The sequence below is a fragment of the Rhodovastum atsumiense genome (assembly GCF_937425535.1).
Taxonomy (GTDB): Bacteria; Pseudomonadota; Alphaproteobacteria; order Acetobacterales; family Acetobacteraceae; genus Rhodovastum; species Rhodovastum atsumiense.
The window spans coordinates 62,248-80,164 of sequence record NZ_OW485604.1; the positions used below are offsets into that span (position 1 = coordinate 62,248).

General features: G+C 68.5%; 9 protein-coding genes. 8 read left to right on the forward strand and 1 reads right to left on the reverse strand.

Going from position 1 to position 17,917, the window contains the following annotated elements; genetic code table 11:
* The first annotated feature begins 634 nt into the window (after positions 1-634).
* From NBY65_RS31180 to NBY65_RS31200, 6 genes are all read left to right on the forward strand, one after another.
* Complete coding sequence (locus tag NBY65_RS31180; RefSeq protein ID WP_150045169.1) at positions 635-4,066, forward strand: PAS domain S-box protein; 3,432 nt, start codon at positions 635-637, stop codon at positions 4,064-4,066.
* A gap of 173 nt (positions 4,067-4,239) precedes the next feature.
* Positions 4,240-8,868: a PAS domain-containing protein gene (locus NBY65_RS31185; protein ID WP_162530853.1), complete on the forward strand. Its 4,629-nt coding sequence runs from the start codon at positions 4,240-4,242 to the stop codon at positions 8,866-8,868.
* Between the two features lie 147 nt (positions 8,869-9,015).
* Positions 9,016-9,237 carry a type II toxin -antitoxin system TacA 1-like antitoxin gene (locus tag NBY65_RS34220; protein WP_150045167.1) on the forward strand — a complete coding sequence of 74 codons (222 nt, stop codon included), beginning with the start codon at positions 9,016-9,018 and terminating at the stop codon, positions 9,235-9,237.
* A gap of 224 nt (positions 9,238-9,461) precedes the next feature.
* Positions 9,462-11,570: a PAS domain-containing protein gene (locus NBY65_RS31190; protein WP_150045166.1), complete on the forward strand. Its 2,109-nt coding sequence runs from the start codon at positions 9,462-9,464 to the stop codon at positions 11,568-11,570.
* 205 nt (positions 11,571-11,775) lie between these two features.
* On the forward strand, positions 11,776-12,477 hold the full coding sequence (locus NBY65_RS31195; protein WP_239003150.1) for an IS6 family transposase: 702 nt from the start codon (positions 11,776-11,778) through the stop codon (positions 12,475-12,477).
* 111 nt (positions 12,478-12,588) lie between these two features.
* Positions 12,589-13,665, forward strand: coding sequence for an IS630 family transposase (locus tag NBY65_RS31200; RefSeq protein ID WP_150045164.1), 1,077 nt, complete (start codon positions 12,589-12,591; stop codon positions 13,663-13,665).
* A 140-nt stretch (positions 13,666-13,805) separates the two neighbouring features.
* On the opposite strand, the gene NBY65_RS31205 is transcribed toward NBY65_RS31200, so the two are convergent.
* Positions 13,806-15,350: a Fic family protein gene (locus NBY65_RS31205; protein ID WP_150045163.1), complete on the reverse strand. Its 1,545-nt coding sequence runs from the start codon at positions 15,348-15,350 to the stop codon at positions 13,806-13,808.
* A 420-nt stretch (positions 15,351-15,770) separates the two neighbouring features.
* Between NBY65_RS31205 and NBY65_RS31210 the strand changes: the two genes are divergently transcribed.
* Both NBY65_RS31210 and NBY65_RS31215 read left to right on the forward strand, forming a co-directional pair.
* The gene (locus NBY65_RS31210; RefSeq protein WP_150045162.1) at positions 15,771-16,679 is read left to right on the forward strand and encodes a DUF3991 and toprim domain-containing protein; all 909 of its coding nucleotides are present in this window, start codon (positions 15,771-15,773) and stop codon (positions 16,677-16,679) included.
* A gap of 198 nt (positions 16,680-16,877) precedes the next feature.
* Positions 16,878-17,903 (forward strand): AAA family ATPase, encoded by a 1,026-nt coding sequence (locus NBY65_RS31215; protein ID WP_162530851.1) that lies wholly within the window; start codon positions 16,878-16,880, stop codon positions 17,901-17,903.
* Positions 17,904-17,917 lie beyond the last annotated feature (14 nt).

The window sequence follows — 17,917 nt, forward strand, 5'->3', positions numbered from 1 at the left end:
ACTATGCCGTCGGCCGCGGATCGGGACGTCCGAGCGTTCATTTCGCTCCCGCTATCGCAACCCCGACGGACAGGTGACTGGCGTCATCAATGTCGTCCCAGATCTCAAATGGCTTCAGGATCGGCTGGGCAGCCTGCCGCTGCCGGAAAGGGCCGTGGCCTTCATCACGGATGGCAGCGGCACCGTCCTTGCCAGGCGCCCCGAGGCCGGGCGTCACGTGGGGGGCGTTCAGGGAACGGGTTTGCAACTGCCGATGGTCAGGGAGATTCGCCGAACAGTCGGGAGGGGGAATAACGTCTACCGGCGCTCTCGGGCAGGGGATGCTGGATGATGCCGTCGCGGGCCATCCTGTGCCCTCATGAGCCAGCGAAGATTGCAGACTAAAATATTTCCAGCAATGACTAAAATAATTTTCAATTAACTGCAAGAAATTTCCAGCATCGCATAAACATACAACAGTAAAATTTTCTTACATAATAATGATTTAGATCAATTCAGTTTGACCGTGGATCGGAAAAGGCTGAATGGCTTGTAGAGAAGGTGCGGCGGAACTCGATTCATTGGCTTAATCACCGCCTTAGGTTCATTTCCGACCGAAATGCTGCGCTGGCGCTGGTGAAGCCGGGGGATACCGATGAAAGGTGCACCGCCTGCGCTGCGTGCGCGTCTTTTTCAGCTGGTCGCCGCCGCGGTGCTGCCGCTGGTGTTGCTCGTGGCTGGCGTGGTCCTTGCCGGGTACATAACCAACCGAAAGCAGGCCGCGCAGCAGGCGCAGTCCATGGCCCGGGGCATCGCGCTCGCCGTCGAGGGCGAACTCCGCGCCCACATCGCTGCGACGGAGGTGCTCGCCGAGTCATCCCATCTGGCCGCTGGCGATCTGGGCGCGTTCCGCGCCCAGGCGGAAGCGGTCCGCGCGCGCCTGGACCCCGGGGCAAACATCACGCTCCTGCGGGAGGACGGTCAGCAGGTGATGAACCTTGCGGTTCCACCCGGCGCGCCGCTTCCCGTGCGGCCGGACGCGGAGAGCGTGCGGCGCGTGTTCGCCACCGGCAAGCCTTCGGTCTCTGACGCGTTTTTCGGGGCCGTGCTGCACCGTCCCACCGTCGCGGTCGACGTGCCCATCAGGCGCGCCGACGGCAGCGTCAGCGTCGTCCTGTCGACGGACCTGCCGCTTCGCCCTTTCGACGAGGCAGTCCGGCGGCAGCACCTGCCGCCCGGCTGGGTGGCCGCAGTGCTGGACCGAAAGGGCACCATCGTCGCGCGCACGCACAGCCCGGAGCGCTTCGTGGGCACACCTACGTCCGCGTCCTTCCGGCCGCTGCTGTTCTCACGCGATGAAGGCATTGCGGAAGTGACGACGCTCGAGGGCACGTCGGTGCTGACGGCCTGGAGCCGCCCCGGCCCTTCCGGCTGGTGCGTCGGCGTCGGCATTCCCGTTGCCGAGTTCTACGCGCCGCTCTGGCGGACGCTCGGCATCACCCTTGCCATCTCCGCCCTCGCGCTGCTCGCGGCCCTTGCCCTGGCCAGCCTGGTCGCGGCCCGGATCGCCGGTCCGATACGTGCCCTGGCGAATCTCGCAGGGTTGGAAGGCACGTCCGTTCAGGCTCCCCCCTCCCTTGGGCTGCGGGAGGCCGACGCCACGGCCGCCTCACTCTTCGGCGCCCTGCGCGAGCGGGGTCAAGCGGAGGCGGCGCGCGCGAAGCGGGACGCCGAGCTCCGCGAGGCGCAGCGGGTCGCCCATATCGGCAGCTGGCACTGGGACGCGGCGACGGACGCCACGACAGGATCGGACGAGTTGCTCCGCATCTACGGCCTCGATCCGGCCACCGAGGATATGCCCGCGTTCCATGAGCAGCGGGGACAGCTCTACCCTGCCGACAGTTGGGTGAGGCTCAACGACGCTGTCCAGAGGGCGCTCGAGACGGGAGTCGGGTACGAGCTTGATGTCGAGGCATTCAGTGGTGGCAGGCCGATCTGGATCACAATGCGCTGCGAGGTCGTCAGGGATCCCGGGGGGCGCGTCGTCGGACTGCGCGGCACGGTGCAGGACATCACCCAGCGCAAGCGCGCCGAGGAGGCGCTCGCCGAGAGCGAGGCCCGCTACCGGGTTCTGGCGACCGCCACGCAAGAGGGCGTGGTGCTCCATGACGGCGAGCGCATCGTCGAGGTCAATGACGCTTACTGGCGGATGTTCGGCTTCGCCTCGCGTGAGGACGTGATCGGCCGATCGCCGTTCGAACTGGTCGTCCCGGATCTCCGGGACGACGCGCTCGGCAAGGTCACAGCGCAACATGCGGAACCATACGAAACAGTGGGGTTGCGCCGGGACGGAAGCACATTCCCGTTCACGGCGAACGGTCGCACCGTTGCCTACCAGGGCCGCCGGATGCGTGTCACAGTCCTGCGCGACCTGACCCGGCAGAAGGTCGCGGCGGCGGCATTGCGTGAGAGTGAGGAGCGGTTCCGCGCCGCCGTGCGGGCCGTGAGCGGGATTGTCTGGACCAACAACGCCGCGGGTGAGATGGCGGGCGAGCAGCCGGGCTGGGCGGCGTTGACGGGGCAAAGCCTGGAAGAATACCAGGGCTATGGCTGGGCGAAGGCCGTGCATCCGGAGGACGCCCAACCGACCGTCGATGCCTGGAATGCGTCCGTGGCCGAGCGGAGGACCTTCGTCTTCGAGCACCGGGTCCGGCGGCATGACGGTGTGTGGCGACGCTTCGCGATCCGCGCCATCCCGGCGCTGCGCGAGGACGGCACGATCCGCGAATGGGTGGGCGTGCACACCGATGTCACCGAGCAGCGCGAAGCCGAGGCTGCCCTGGCGGAGCTGAACCGGCACCTCGAGGAGCGGGTGCGCGCGGAGGTGGCGGCGCGCGAATCCGCTCAGGAGCGCGCCAAGCACGCCCAGCACATGCAGGCGCTCGGGCAGATCGCCGGAGGTGTGGCCCACGAATTCAACAACCTCCTCCAAGCAGTCCAGGGCGCCGTCAGGCTGGTCGAGAGCCGGGCGGCGGACCCGGCCAGCGTGCGGAAGTTCGCGGGCATCGCCCTCAAGTCCTCCGAGCGGGGATCCAACATCACCTACCGCCTGCTGTCTTTCGCGCAGCGCAGCAGCTTCTGCCCCGAACAGATCGAACCCGCCGCCATGCTGGATGCCATCCGCGATGTCCTGGCGCACACGCTCGGTGGCCGGGTCGCAGTGCGCCTCGAACTCCAACCCTTGCTTCCTGCCGTGACCGCCGACAAAGCCGACTTGCAGACGGCGTTGGTCAACCTTGCGGCCAACGCCCGCGACGCCATGCCGGACGGCGGCGCGCTCACCCTTGCCGCCGTGACGGACACGGTGGAGGCTGAATGGTCCCGTCCGACTCCGCTGAAACCGGGCCGCTACATCCGCTTCGTCGTCAGCGACGGAGGCACCGGCATGGACGAGGCCACGCTGGCGCGCGCCGCCGAACCCTTCTTCACGACGAAGCCGTTTGGCTCCGGAACCGGCCTTGGCCTGTCGATGGCGAAGGGCTTTGCCGAGCAAAGCGGCGGGGGCCTCGCCATCGAAAGCGCGCCTGGCCACGGCACCACCGTCACACTTTGGCTGCCGGTGACGGACGGAGATAACGGGATGGCCGGAAGGCACCACGCGGCCCGGGAGCGCGTGACCTCCGCGAAGCTGGCGACGCGTGTCCTGCTCGTGGACGATGAGGAAATGGTGCGCGAGACCCTCGCCGTCGGTCTCGAGGATGCCGGTCTCGCCGTGCTGCTTGCGCAAAGCGGTGCCGAGGCCCTTGCCCTGCTGGATGCGGGCGAACCGGTCGACGTGCTGGTCACCGACCTGTCGATGCCGGGCATGGATGGAGCGGAGCTCATCCGCCATGCGCAGGAGCGGCGGCCCGATCTGCCCGCGCTCGTCCTGACGGGCTACGTCGACACCGCTGCCGGGGGACAAGCCGGGGCCGGCGGGCCATGCGCGGTCCTGCACAAACCGATTGCCGCTGCCCGCCTGGCCGAATGCCTGGCAGAGATGCTGGCCGCAAAGCCGGGGCGCGGGGAATCGGATTTCAACACGTGACCGGATCCTGCTTCAGACGGCTTCCCCGTCTGCCGGTGGTTGAACCGGATCCGGCCGGCACGGGCTGCCCGGCGGGTCGGCGTCCGCCCGTCGCAGGCGGGTCCGGTGCCGCTCCTGTCGGCGGCCGCCGCGGCCGGAGCCTTGCCGCGCTGCTGGTCGGCTTGGTGGTGGCCGTGCTGCTCCCGTCACTTGCGGTGGGCGGCGTCGCTGCCTGGCAACTGGCAGCGAGCTACCGGACCGCGGCGGAGGGACGGCTGCGCGACACCGCCAGCGCCCTGGCATCCGCGGTGGACCGGGAAATCGCCGGGGACATCGCCGCGCTGGCCGCCTTGGCGTCTTCTCCCGCCTTCGGGCCGAACCCCGCGCGGCCCGATCTCCCGGCGCTCGACGCGCACGCACACCGCGTGGCGGATTGGCTCGGCGGCACCGTTTACGTCGCTGCGCGGGACGGAATGCCCCTGCTGAGCACGCAGCGGCCGCTCGGGGCGGCCATGCCCCGCATCAGCTCGCTTGACCTGATTGAGCGGGTGTTCGCCACCGGACGCCCGGCCGTGGGCGATCTCGTGGTCGGCTCCCTGTCCCGCCGTTTCGTCTTCACCGCCGCCGTGCCTGTCCGGGATGCCAGCGGCCGGGTCGTGCTGATGGTGGGCGTGTCGTTCGAGGTGCAGCGGCTGCGTGACCTGCTGGCCGCGCAGCATTTGCCTGCGGATGCCTTCGCCGTGTTGCTGGACAGCCAGGGCGTGATCGTGGCGCGCTCGCACCTGCACGACGATTTCGTCGGCCGACCCATCCCCCGTGAGAACGTGCGCTCCTTCGCCGGACAGGAATTCGGCATGTACCGCGGACCGGGGATCATCGGCGTGGAACGCGTGTTCGCCTTCCGGACCGTGCCGTCGGCACCCGGCTGGACCCTGCTGGTGGCCCAGCCGGCCGCGTCCCTAACGGCGGCCTGGAGGAAGCCCCTGCTTGGCCTCGGCGTCGGCGGGGCCGCCGCGGTCCTGCTCGGCGGCCTCGCCGCCCTGCTGGCGGCGCGGCGGATCCTGCGGCCGATCCGTCGCCTCGGCGCCCATGCCCGCGCCCTCGCCGCGTCCGGAGACACCGGGGGCCTGACCGCTGCATCCGCTGCGGCGCTCGTGCCTGCGGAGATCGGCGAGCTGGAGGAGCTCCGCCGCGGCTTCATGGCCGCGGAGGCGGCGCTTCGTCGCACCGAGGCGCGCCTCATGCTGGCGACCGAAGGCGCGGGCGTCGGCACCTGGGAGCTGGATTTCGGATCAGGCCGAGGCTCGTGGTCACCGGAGGCCGTGGCATTGCTTGGTGCAAAGCGTTCGGAGTTCACAGCCGGGGACTGGCTGGAGGACGTCCATCTCGCGGACCGCCCGGGTGCCGTCGCGCACTGGGCACGCGCCGTCGGGGACGGCCTGCCTTACGAGATGGAGTTCCGGCCCGCCGCCGTCTCCGACGGGAGCGAACGCTGGCTGGTCATGCGCGGCCGGATCGAACGTGGCCCTGACGGGCGGCCGGCCCGGACCGCGGGCATCCTGCTGGACGTGACGGCGCGCAGACGGGCCGAGGCGGCATTGACCGGAAACGAGGCGACGCTTGTCGCCATGCTCGACGCCCTTCCGGTCGGCGTCCTCATCGCGGACACCCGGGGCCGCATCATCCGCGACAACGCCGCCTTGCGGGAACTCTGGGGCATTCCGCCGGAGACGACGGGCCCGGAGCAGTATGGCGATTGGGTGGGCTTCTGGCCCGAAACGGGTGCGCGCATCCAGGCGCATGAATGGGCGATGGCGCGCACGGTGCTGCAGGGCGAGATCGTCCACGATGAGTTGGTCGAATGCCAACGCTTCGGCACGGGTGAACGGCGCTTTTACCTGAACAACACCGCGCCTGTCCGCGACCGGGCGGGCAACGCGGTGGCCGCCGTGGGTATCACCGTGGACGTGACGGAGCGGCGTGCCGCCGAGGCCGCGCTGCGCGAGAGCGAGGCGCGGCAGCGCGACCTGCTGGCGACCGTGGACCTTGGCGCCTTCATGACGCGCGATCCCGACGGGACCATCCGGCACTGGTCCGCCGGTTGCGAGCGTTTGTACGGCTGGACCGCGACGGAAGCGATCGGACGCACCACCCACGACCTTCTGCGGAGCCGCTTCCCCGTGCCGCTCGTGGACATCGAAGCGGCATTGGACCGCGGCGGCGAGTGGACGGGCGATCTGCGCCACCGCACGCGCGACGGGCAGGACCTGGTGGTCGCCGCCCGCATGGTGCTGCGGCCGGACACGCGGGGCCAGGCGGCGGTTCTGGAGGCGGTCACCGACGTGACAGCCCAGCGCCGGACGGAAACGGCACTGGCGGAGAGCGAGGCGCGGTTGCGACTCGCCCTGCAGGCAGGACGGATGGGGCTGTGGTCGTGGGACTTCGCGACCGACCGCCTGGAGTGGGACACCCGCCAGTTCGAACTGTTCGGGATCGACCCGGGCATCGGCCAGCCCTCCGGCGAAGAGGCGCTGGCACGGGTGCATCCCGACGACCTGCCGGCCCTGCAGGAGGCGATCGGGGCTGCACGGGATCAAGGCGACGGCGTGTTCAGCCACGAGTTCCGCGTGGTTCTGCCCGGCGGGACCGTCCGCTGGATCGACGCCCACGGTCATGGGGTCCCCGGCCCGGACGGGCGCGCCGCGGGCATGGTCGGCCTCAATTTCGATGTGACCGGACGCCGCGAGGCCGCGGCGGCGCTCGCGGCGAGCAGCCGGGAGGCGCAGCTGGCCGCCGAGCGCGTGCAGCTCGCGCTCGCGGCGGGTGCCATCATCGGCACGTGGGTATGGGAGCTGCCGGCCAACCACATCACCGCCGACGAGCGTTTCGCCCGCTCCTTCGGCCTGGATCCAAAGCTTTGCCGCACCGGCCTCGGCAGCGAGGCGGTGTTAGCCTCGGTCCATCCCGAGGACAGGCCGCGGGTGAATGAGGCCATTGCCGCGGCGATCGCGCGCGGCGGCCTCTACCGCTGCGAGTACCGCGTCCGCCAGCATGACGGCGTCTACCGCTGGATCGAGGCGAACGGGCGGGTGGACCACGCCCCGGACGGTACGCCGCTGCGCTTCCCCGGCGTGCTGCTCGACATCGAGCGGCGCCGCGCCACGGAGGCCGAGCGCGACCGCGCCACCGCGCTGCTCAGGACTTTCGCCGAGGCGGTGCCGGGCGTGGTCTATGCCAAGGACCGCGAGGGTCGTCTGCTGCTGGCCAACGAGGGCACAGCGGCGCTGATCGGCAGGCGGCCGGAGGAGTTCCTTGGCCGGACCGATGCCGAATTCCTCGAGGACAAGCGGCAGGCGGCAGCGGTGATGGCGAATGATCGCCGGATCATGGAGAACGGGACCGCCGAACAGATCGAGGAGGAGGTGAGCCTGGCCGACGGCACGCCCGCCGTCTGGCTCTCGACCAAGGCGCCTCTGCGCAACGCCGCGGGCGAGGTGATCGGCCTGGTCGGCACCTCGGTCGACATCACCGCGCGCAAGCAGGCCGAGGCGGTGCTGGCGGGCGACGCCCTGCGGCTGGAGCAGCTGGCCGAGCGGCGGGCATGGGCGCTGGCCGAGAGCGAGTTGCGCCTCGCCGAGGCGGCGCGGATGGAGGCGCTCGGGCGGCTCGCGGGCGGCATCGCGCACGACTTCAACAACGTGCTCCAGGCCGTCCAGGGCCGCCTGATGCTGGCGGAGAAGCGGCTCGGCGAGGATGACGACGGCGTGCGGCAGCACCTCGCCAAGGCTGCCGATGCGGCGGAGCGCGGCACGCGGGTGACCGGGCGGTTACTGGCCTTCGCCCGCCGCGGCGAGCTGAATGCCGAGCCGGTCGCGCCCGCGCCGATGCTCGATGGCCTCGCCGAGATGCTGCGGCCGACACTTGGGGCGGACGTCGTCCTGCGTATCGAGGCGGAACCGGATCTTCCCATGGTGTCCGCCGACCGCGGGCAGCTCGAAGCCGTCCTGGTCAACCTGGCGAACAACGCCCGCGATGCCATGCCACGCGGCGGCACGCTGGCCCTGCGGGCGGAAACCCTCTCCTCGGAGGGTGAGGCGGCACCTCCGGGACTCGTGCCCGGCGCCTACCTGCGCCTGTCGATCGCGGACGATGGCGAAGGCATGCCTCCTGAGGTGCTGGCGCGGGTGACCGAGCCGTTCTTCACCACCAAGCCCAAGGGCAAGGGCACCGGCCTCGGTCTTTCCATGGCGCGCGGCTTCGCCGAGCAGTCCGGTGGCACGCTGACGATCAAGAGCGAACCCGGCCATGGCACGACGGTGTCGTTGTGGCTGCCACAAATATACGCCGCGGCTGCCGTTCCTGTTCCCGCGCCGCAACCGGATGCGCCGGACGGATCCGACGGAGCCGTCGCGCCCGGGAAGACGCCGACAGTACTCGTGGTCGAGGACAACCCGGATATTCTCGAAGTTATGGCGGCCGAGTTGGCGGAAAGCGGCTTCGCGGTGTCGCAGGCGGGATACGCCGCCGCGGCACTGACGCTGCTCGATGGCGGGCTGCGGCCGGACGCGGTCGTCACCGATCTCGCCATGCCAGGCGAGATGGATGGCCTCGGGCTGGTGGAGGAGGCGCGACGGCGGCTGCCCCGCCTGCCCGCGGTGATGGTCACCGGGCATGCGGGTTCCGCGGCACCCGGCCGACTGGAAGCGGTTGAGCAGGGCGGCCCGTTCGCCCTGGTGCGCAAACCCGCCCCGCCGGCCGTGCTGGTCGAGCGCCTGTCGCGGGTTCTGAGACAGGGAAAACCGGGCGTGATGTCCACCGTGTGAAGCGGCGCGGGGTTCGGGCGGGTGACCTGATGACGGTCAAAGCCACACCGGAACAGGCGCGCCCGCTGTCGGCGCGCGACTTCAACAGGCCCTTGCCGGTCCGGCCGTCGCCTGCGGAACGGGAGCGGGCGCTCGCGGAGTTCCAGGATGAGATGGGGCCGGGGGGCGGTTTTGGCGCTGTCCGGCACCGACGCCTCGGAGTTCGTTTCAATGGCGGCGTTCCAAGCCGCCGTGGACAGAATCCTGTCCATGCGGCGCACCCGACTCACGGAGGCTGACGCCGAAAGGCTTTTCGCCTCCCTTGACCGTGAGGAGCGGGTCGAACGAGGCCATGCGGACACTCGGACGCCATCAAGGCCGAGAGGCTGATGCCAACGTCATCGCCGCCGCGCTCGGTTTTCCCGGCCTCGGCCTGCCGGACTGCGATTGCCGTGACCCTGAATATTGGCAATAAATTCGGTTTTTTGGACGCGTTTATCCCAAAATTCTAATCAATGACTTGGCTTCACAACTTTGATAACTCCGCTCCTTATCTTATATCAACTCCACACCGCCACATGTAATGCACCTCTTAAATCAAGGGGGAACGACCGATGTGGAATATCTTTGGTCGGCGGCAACGCACATCTGGCACAACTCCGGCCGGATCAGCAGAGCAGCTCAGTGCGCCAGGGCAGACGATGCAGCCGTGTGCGGCGCCGATTCCGTTGCCTGATCGGGCGAACCTGCTCCACTTCATCGGCGAGTTAATGCCGGATCCGATCTACGCCAAGGATCACGCGGGGCGGATGCTTTACGCCAACCCCGCGACCATGGCCGTGATCGGCCGTCCGGCGGACGAGGTGATCTGCCACACGGCCGCCGAGTACCTGGCCGAGCCTGTGAAAGCCCTGGCGATCATGGAGGCCGACCAGCGCATCCTGGCACGCGGTGAAGCGGAGGCAACGGAAGAAGAGGTGCCGGATGCCCGCCGGGGTGAGACGCGCGTATGGCAGTCCACCAGGGCGCCGTTGCGTGATCCCGCCACGGGCGAGGTGGTTGGCCTCGTCGGCATCAGCCGCGACGTCACCGACGACCGCCGCACGGTGGCCACCCTCGCGGCGGAGCGCGCCCACCTGCGCGACCTGCTGGAGACGCTCGGCCTTGGAGCGTACATGACGCGGGACATGACTGGGGCCATCCGGTCCTGGTCGGAAGGATGCGTCCGCCTTTACGGGTGGACGGCGGCGGAGGCAGTGGGACGGATCTCGCACGACCTCCTTCAAACCAGGTTTCCCATTTCCCTTCGCGACATCGAGGCCGCGCTGGAGCGCGACGGCGAGTGGACGGGTGACCTGCGCCACCGGACGAAGGACGGAAAGGAAATCATCGTCTGCGCCCACAAGGTGCTCCGGCGGGGAGCCGGCGGGCGTCCGCCGGCGATCCTGGAAGCGCTGACCGACGTGACCGCGCTGCGCCAATCGGAGGCCGCCCTGGCGACGCTGAACCGCCAGGGCGAGGACCGGGTGCGCGGGGAAGTGACGGCACGGCGGGAAGAACAGACGCGCGCCGCCCAGGGCGAGCGGCTGCACGCGCTCGGCCATCTCGCCGGCGGCATCGCGCATGACTTCAACAACGTGCTCCAGGCGGTCCAGGGCGGCATCTCGGTAATCGAGCGCCGTGCCGCCGACGCCGAGAGTGTGCGGCGCTTCGCACGCGTGGTGGCCAGCGCGGCCGAACGGGGGAGCGCCGTGACCCGCCAGCTGCTTGCCTTCGCGCGCCGGGATGAGTTGCGCGCCGAGCGGATCGAGCCAGCCGCGCTCCTGGACACGTTCCGGGAGATGCTGGTCAACATCCTGGGGACCAAAGTGCCTGTGCGCGCCCGCATCGACCAGCGGCTGCCCGTCCTGCTGGCTGACCGCAACCAACTCATGCGGGTCCTGATGAACCTCGCCACCAATGCCCGGGACGCCATGCCGGGCGGAGGAATCCTCACTCTCACCGCGAAAGCGGAGGAGGTGGCAGATGACAGTTCTCATCGCGCCGACCTCAAGCTTGGCTGCTACGTCCGCATCGAGATCGCCGACACCGGGATCGGCATGGACCAGGCCACGCAGGCGCGGGCAATCGAGCCGTTCTTCACGACCAAGCCGCGGGAGCGTGGCACCGGCCTCGGCCTGTCCATGGCCAAAGGCTTCGCAGAGCAGTCCGGTGGCGCCCTGGCCATCGACAGCGAGCCTGGTCGCGGCACCACGGTGACCCTCTGGCTGCCGACGGCGGAGGCAGTGGTGCTGGCACCGTCCGAAGGTGTGCCCAGGAGTGACAGACGCCCGTCCGATGAGGTTCGCCGGGTGATGGTTGTGGACGACGACAGCATGGTGCGGGAGACCATGGCCGCCACCCTCGAGGACACCGGTTTCGCAGTCCTGACGGCGGAGAGCGGGGTCGAGGCTCTCGCGCTCCTTGAAGCGGGCGAGGTCGTCGACCTCCTGGTGTCCGACTTTTCCATGCCTGGCATCAACGGTTTGGTGCTCATCCGCGAAGCGCAGACCAGGCTGCCGGGCCTGCCCGCCATCCTGCTGACCGGCTATGCCGGGGACAGCGCCCAGCTTGCCGTTGATGGAGCGTTGAGCGGCACCTTCTCCCTGCTGCGTAAGCCCATCACGGTCGAAATGCTGGTCGGCCGCATCGAGGCGCTGCTCACCGCCAAGATGGACAGTTGAGCCGCGCCCGGCAGGGCGTGGCCCTGTGTCTGTTCCCCGCCGTCCGGAACGGACCTCGGCAAGCAAAAATCGCCATCCTCGGCGGTGCCGGAACGCTTCCCTTCCCGCGAACCGACACCGCGCTCGCGGCGGTTCCGTTGCAAATTCCCGGCGCGATTGGAACGGGGTATGATCGCTGGCGGCGAAGGAAGCTGAGGAGCTGGTGGTGGCACGTTTCAAGGGGCGGCATTTCACGGCCGACGTAATTCTCTGGGCGGTGCGCTGGTACTTGATGTTTCCAGTGAGCTATCGCGACCTCGAGTTGATGCTGGCGGATCGTGCCGTTGAGGTCGACGACACCACCATTTTCTGCTGGATCCAGGCTTATGCGCCCGAACTCGAAAAGCGGCTGCGGCCGTATCTGCGCCCGTGCACCGGTTCCTGGCGGGTCGACGAAACCTACCTGAAGGTCAAAGGTAGCTGGACATACCTCTATCGCGCGGTCGACAGCCGGGGCCAGACCATCGACTTCCTGCTCTCTGCGAAACGGGATGCGGCGGCAGCGAAGCGATTCTTCCGCAAGGCCCTCGGTCAGCCGCATACCGTGAACCCGCGTACGATCACCGTCGACAGGAACGCCGCCTATCCGAAGGCCGTCACCGAGATGAAGAGCGATGCCGAGCTGTGGCGGCGAACCCGACTGCGGCAGTGCAAATACCTCAACAACATCGTCGAACAGGATCATCGGCGGATCAAACGGCTGACGGAGCCTGGGCTTGGCTTCGGCAGTTTCCGAACAGCACGACGAACGTTGGCGGGCTACGAGGCAATGGCGATGATGAGGAAAGGGCAGGTTCGCAGGATCGACGGTCGGGACATGAAGGCCCAGGCTGTCTTCATCGCCAGCTTGTTCGACATCGCCGCCTGAATCTCAGTTCGTCCAAGGAAGCGCTCGACCTGTTCACCGAGTTTGCAACAGAACCTAGTGTCCTGATCGCGAAATTCCTACGATTATGGTGATAGTCGTAGGAATGTGGTGATGGGCAAGGCTGCGGTAGCGATCGAGTTGACGGCGGCGGAGCGGCGGGAGTTGGAATCGCTGGCGCGGGCGCACAAGACCGGACAGGCGATGGCACGGCGGGCACGCATTGTGCTCGCCGCGGCGGCGGGGCGAGAGAACAAGGCGATCTGCGCTGAAGTGGGTGCGGATGCCAACACGGTCTCGAAGTGGCGGCGCCGCTTCGCTGCGCATCGGCTGGATGGGCTGCTGGACGAGCCGAGGCCCGGGACGCCGCGCAAGATCGGCGATGACGCGATTGCCGAGACCATTCGGCTGACCCTGGAAGCGACGCCGTCCGATGCCACGCACTGGTCGCTGCGCTCGATGGCAAAGGCGGTGGGCTACGCGCCGTCGACCATCCACCGCATCTGGCGGGCCTTTGGACTGCAGCCACACCGGAGCGAGACCTTCAAGCTCTCAACCGACCCGCTCTTTGTGGAAAAGGTCCGCGACATCGTCGGGCTTTATCTGGTGCCGCCCGATCGGGCTTTGGTACTCTGCGTCGATGAGAAATCGCAGATCCAGGCGCTCGACCGCACCCAGCCGCTGTTGCCGATGCGCCCGGGGCAGGCGGAACGCCGCACCCACGACTACACCAGGCACGGCACCACCTCGCTGTTCGCCACGCTCGACATCGCCACCAGCACGGTGATCGGCCGCTGTTACCCGAAGCACCGCTCCAGCGAGTTTCGGAAGTTCCTTGACCAGATCGAGGCCAACGTGCCCGCTGACCTCGATATCCATCTGGTCATGGACAACTACGCCACCCATAAGACCAAGCTGATCCGGGACTGGCTGGCCAAGCGCCCCCGCTGGCATGTCCACTTCACGCCAACCGGTGCGTCCTGGATCAACCAGGTCGAGCGGTTCTTCGCCCTGCTGACCGACAAGCAGATCAGGCGTGGTGTCCACCGGTCCACCCAGCAACTGGAGAGCGACATTCACGCCTTTATCGACGCCCATAACGCCGATCCCAAACCTTTCCGCTGGATCAAGTCCGCCGACGATATCCTTGCGGCCATCAAGCGTTTTTGCCAGCGCACAACCCAGATCTGAGAAATTTCGCGATCAGGACACTAGGGCCTGACGGTGGCAAGCTTCAAGGGGCGCGCATTGCCTTACCTGAAATGCTCTCGAGCGGTTAACCTATTGCCTCAGGTGATTTGCTCCCGACCAATCCCGGGTGAGGTGGCTCCCTACCCATGATCGAGGAGGAGATCGGCATAGATCCCTTCGATCGCCAGCACCTCGACGTCGGTCAGAGCCGCGAATTCGTTGGTGCGAGCGCGCCGGGAGAACCGGCCCCCGTTCTGCCGGAGAAAGCCAATCATCAGATCGAAACGTGAATCGGGCATCTCCAGGAAATTCTGGATGCGGACTTTGGACAGATCGTAGCGGCGGAGATACTCCACCTCGCGTGGCAGGATCGTCCGTACCGTCTCGACGACGGAGGACGCCAGGAATTCCGCCTGCCGGGTGGCATCGAAGAACCGGAACAGATCCCGCGTTTCGTTCAACACACGCACGTTGAAGTCGGGGGTCGTCTCCCATTCCGTCAGCGCCAGGCGCGGGCGGGAGAAATGCTCCAGCACCGCCCGGTATGCCTCGATCCGCGCCAGGAACACGGCCGAGACCGGGAAGCTGATGCCCGGCGGATTGAAGCCGCGCCGCGCCAGCACGTGATGCAGCAACCAGCGATGGATGCGTCCGTTGCCGTCCTCGAAAGGATGGATGAAGACGAAGCCGAAGGCCAGACAGGCAGCCGACACGATCGGGTCCAGCACGCCGGCCTCACTCCGGGCGGCGAAGGCGAGCAGGCCGTCGATCAGCACGGCGAGATCCTCGGGCCTGGCGCTCACATGGTCTGGCAACGGTGCGTTGCTGTCGCGGTCGCGCGCGCCGATGAAACCGCCCAGGCTACGCCAGCCGAGACGCAGGAAGCGTGTGTCGCGGCCGATCACCAGGCGCTGCAGGCGCAGCAGTTCGTCCGTGTCGAGCACGGTCCGTCCGGCTTCGCCAAGCGCCTGGCCCCAACGTTGGATGCGGTCCTGCGGCGGGCGCTCGCCTTCGATCACGTAGGACGCCTTGCTGTCCAGCAGCAGCAGAAAGGCGGCGGCGCGCGCCATCAGGTCGGGGGCGGTGCGCCGGACGACGGCGCGTGCTTCCTCGGCGAGGTCGCTGGCGCGCATCGTCACCAGGTCCGGGGACAATCGGACCAGTGGGCAAAAGGCTGGCGTCCCCGGCAGGTTGTTGCGCACCCGGTAGCGCGGCACCACCTCGCCGGAGATCGCGAACTGATGCGCGGGGTCGAGCACATCCGCGGCGGTTACCCTTGGCGCCGGCGGCAGATCGAGTTGCTCGCCGGTCAGCCACTCGTAGAGGAACCAGGCGCGGCGCGGATGCCGGCCGGTTGGCTGCCGCCGCACCCAGGCGGTGATGGCCCGCCGAGCTTCGGGACGGCGGAACAGTGCTGCCAGTAGCCCCAGGTCGATCGCTTCGTGGCGTAGCGCGAAGCCAAGGTGGGAGACCAGGGTGTCTGCCGGTGGTTGGTAGCGCGGCGTCAGCACCGACCAGCGGCCTTCGGTCCGCAGGGTATGGCGCTCACCGGCGGCAAACAGCCTGTCCGGGGCCGGGGCATCCAGCCCGTAGGCTGCGGCCAAGGCGGCGTAGCCGAGCGGGCGGGCGCCGTTCGGCACGACGTGCCCCAGCACGGACGTCACCCGCATCGGCAGGGGCAACATCTCCTCTCCGGCTGCAGGAGAGTCATCGGCCTCCGGAATTTCATTCATCGTGACGGAAAATCATTCATAAAGTGGCTGTTTATCTGAATTTGCGTATCACGCTTGCCGCTGCGACGCTATCACCGCGACGGAATTTCGATCACAATACCGTATTTTCCTGAATTTCATTCACGACTGAGCCATCCCTGGGCCTCACGGGCCGCTTCAAGTCTTTGATAAAGTGATGATCTGCGACTGGCGGTGAGATCTCTGCCGCTTGCGCCTGGCCCGCGGCAAGGATGCGGCCCTGCGGTCCCGCGCCGGCGGTGCGGCGCGCCCTTGCCCCGGTCCGGCTTCGCGGCCTGCGGGCACCATCCGGCGCCGCGTCAGGACAGGCATTCGCCCCTGCTCTGTGGCGCCCCGGTGGACAGGAGCAGGACGATGCGGACCGACGACGCGGAGATCGCGGCATTGCGCGTGCGGGTGGATTGCCGCGCCGTGCTTGAACACGCGGGATGGCGGATGGACATCCGGGAAAGCACGCGCCGCGCGGTGAAATACCGCTGCGGCGCTGGCCGGATCGTCATCGTGACACATGGCGGTCAGGGCTGGTTCGATCCGCTCTCCCCGGCCAAGGGCGACGTGTTTGCCTTGGCGCAATACCTCTGGGGCGGCAGTTTCCGCGACGCCTGCGTGATCCTGCGATCGCTGGCCGGTGTCGCCGTGGCAGCGTCGGCAGCCCTGCCGGGCCGACCAACCGGCGCATCGTTACCATTGGCGCAACGTTGGCAGTGTCGGCGTCCGCCGCGTCCCGGCTCGCCGTGCTGGCGCTACCTCACTGAGGTTCGTGGCCTGCCCGACGCCACTCTCGGCCACGCCATCGCTGCCGATCTGCTGCGCGAAGGACCGGCGGCCAGCCTGTGGGCGCTGCACCGCGATGGTGCCGGCGGCATCGCCGGCTGGGAGATGCGCGGTCCGCACTGGCGCGGCTTCGCGACCGGCGGCAGCAAGACCCTGTTCGCCATCGGCGCCGTGGCGCCGGCGCGCGTCGTCCTCACGGAGGCGGCGATCGACGCGCTCAGCCTGGCCACGCTCGAAGATTTCGCTCCGGGTAGTCTCTACGCCAGCACCGGCGGCGGCATCGGGCCGGCGACCGAACGCCTGATCGCCACGCTCGCCACAGCCACGACCGGCGCCGAGATCGTCGCCGCGACCGACGCCGATACGGCCGGAGACTGCTACGCCGTGCGCATCGCGGACATCGCGGCTGCTTCCGGCGTGCGGTGCAGCCGGCTGCGGCCGGTGCGGGGAGACTGGAACGACGTGCTGAGAAACAGCAGTGCCAGATAACCGGAAACCAGGACGGAAACGGAGGACATGCCACCGCGCCGCCCCCGGACGGGCAAGCGGTGGGTCCTCGCCATGCTCGCCGGGTGCTGCGCGCCGGCTGCGCGTGGCTGCGGTCCCGCGCTGCGCGCGCGCTGGCCCGCCGGGAGCGGCCGGCGGCTTGCGAGGGGTGTTCAGCCCCGATCCTGGAAGAGACGCAAGATGAAGCTCGCCGAATTTGAAACCGTGCTGCTGGAGATCCTGCGGCACAACCAACGCCTCGCCGAGGCCGGCGCGCCGGTGACCAGCTTCCTCATTCCGATGGCCTGGGGTGATCCCGGCCTCGGCAAGACCACCATCGTCGAGGCGGTCGCCGCCACGCTCGGCTGGCAGGTGATCCAGGCCGACCTGGCGACCCGCGATCCGGCTGAACTCGGCGGCATGCCGTGGGTGGAGAACGGCCGCGCCATCCGTTGCCGGCCGGACTGGTTGCCCGACAGCGGCCAGGGCATCCTGTTCCTCGACGAACTGCCACAGGCCGGCGTCGCCAACATGAACATCGGTGCCACGCTGGTGCGCGAGCACCGCATCGGCGAGCATCACCTCCCGCGCAGCTGGATGGTGGTCTGCGCCGGCAACTTCCAGCACAACCGCGCCGGCACCAGCGCCATGCCCTCGCACCTGCGCAATCGCCTGCTGCACCTGACCATCGAGGCGGATGCCAATGCCTGGGCGCAGTGGGCGAGCCGCAAGGGGCTCGACCCGATGCTGATCGCCTACAACCGCTTCCGCGCCGCCGAGTACCATCACCGGTTCTGCGCTACCTCGAATGCCTACCCGACGCCACGCTCGTGGGAGATGGGCAGCCAGGTGCTCGGCCTCGACCTGCCCGAGGCGCTGCGCCGCGAGTGCCTCGACGGCACGGTTGGCGAGGCTGCCGGTGCCGACTTCGCCGGCTTCCGGCAGGTCTGCCAGAGCCTGCCGGATGTGCAGGCGATCATCGCCGATCCCACCACGGCACCGATCCCGTCGGATGCGATGACCCTCTACGCGCTGATGGGCGCGCTGGCCTACAACGCCCGGCCCGGCAACTTCGCTGCCATTATCGCCTACCTCGACCGGCTGCCCGAGCAGGAATTCGCCGTGGCCGGCGTGCTCGACGCGACCGCCCGCGATGAGACGCTGCGCCTCACCACGGCCTACACGCGTTGGGCCGCCGCGCATGGCGAACTGCTCAGCGCCAGCTGAACGTCGCCGCTTCC

What these genes read in the sequence shown, in the direction of transcription:
- NBY65_RS31180 (WP_150045169.1), top strand. Translation starts at nt 635, where the DNA reads ATGAAAGGTGCACCGCCTGCGCTGCGTGCGCGTCTTTTTCAGCTGGTC.
- NBY65_RS34220 (WP_150045167.1), top strand. Translation starts at nt 9,016, where the DNA reads ATGAGATGGGGCCGGGGGGCGGTTTTGGCGCTGTCCGGCACCGACGCC.
- NBY65_RS31190 (WP_150045166.1), top strand. Translation starts at nt 9,462, where the DNA reads ATGTGGAATATCTTTGGTCGGCGGCAACGCACATCTGGCACAACTCCG.
- NBY65_RS31200 (WP_150045164.1), top strand. Translation starts at nt 12,589, where the DNA reads ATGGGCAAGGCTGCGGTAGCGATCGAGTTGACGGCGGCGGAGCGGCGG.
- NBY65_RS31205 (WP_150045163.1), bottom strand. Translation starts at nt 15,350, where the DNA reads ATGTTGCCCCTGCCGATGCGGGTGACGTCCGTGCTGGGGCACGTCGTG.
- NBY65_RS31210 (WP_150045162.1), top strand. Translation starts at nt 15,771, where the DNA reads ATGCGGACCGACGACGCGGAGATCGCGGCATTGCGCGTGCGGGTGGAT.
- NBY65_RS31215 (WP_162530851.1), top strand. Translation starts at nt 16,878, where the DNA reads ATGAAGCTCGCCGAATTTGAAACCGTGCTGCTGGAGATCCTGCGGCAC.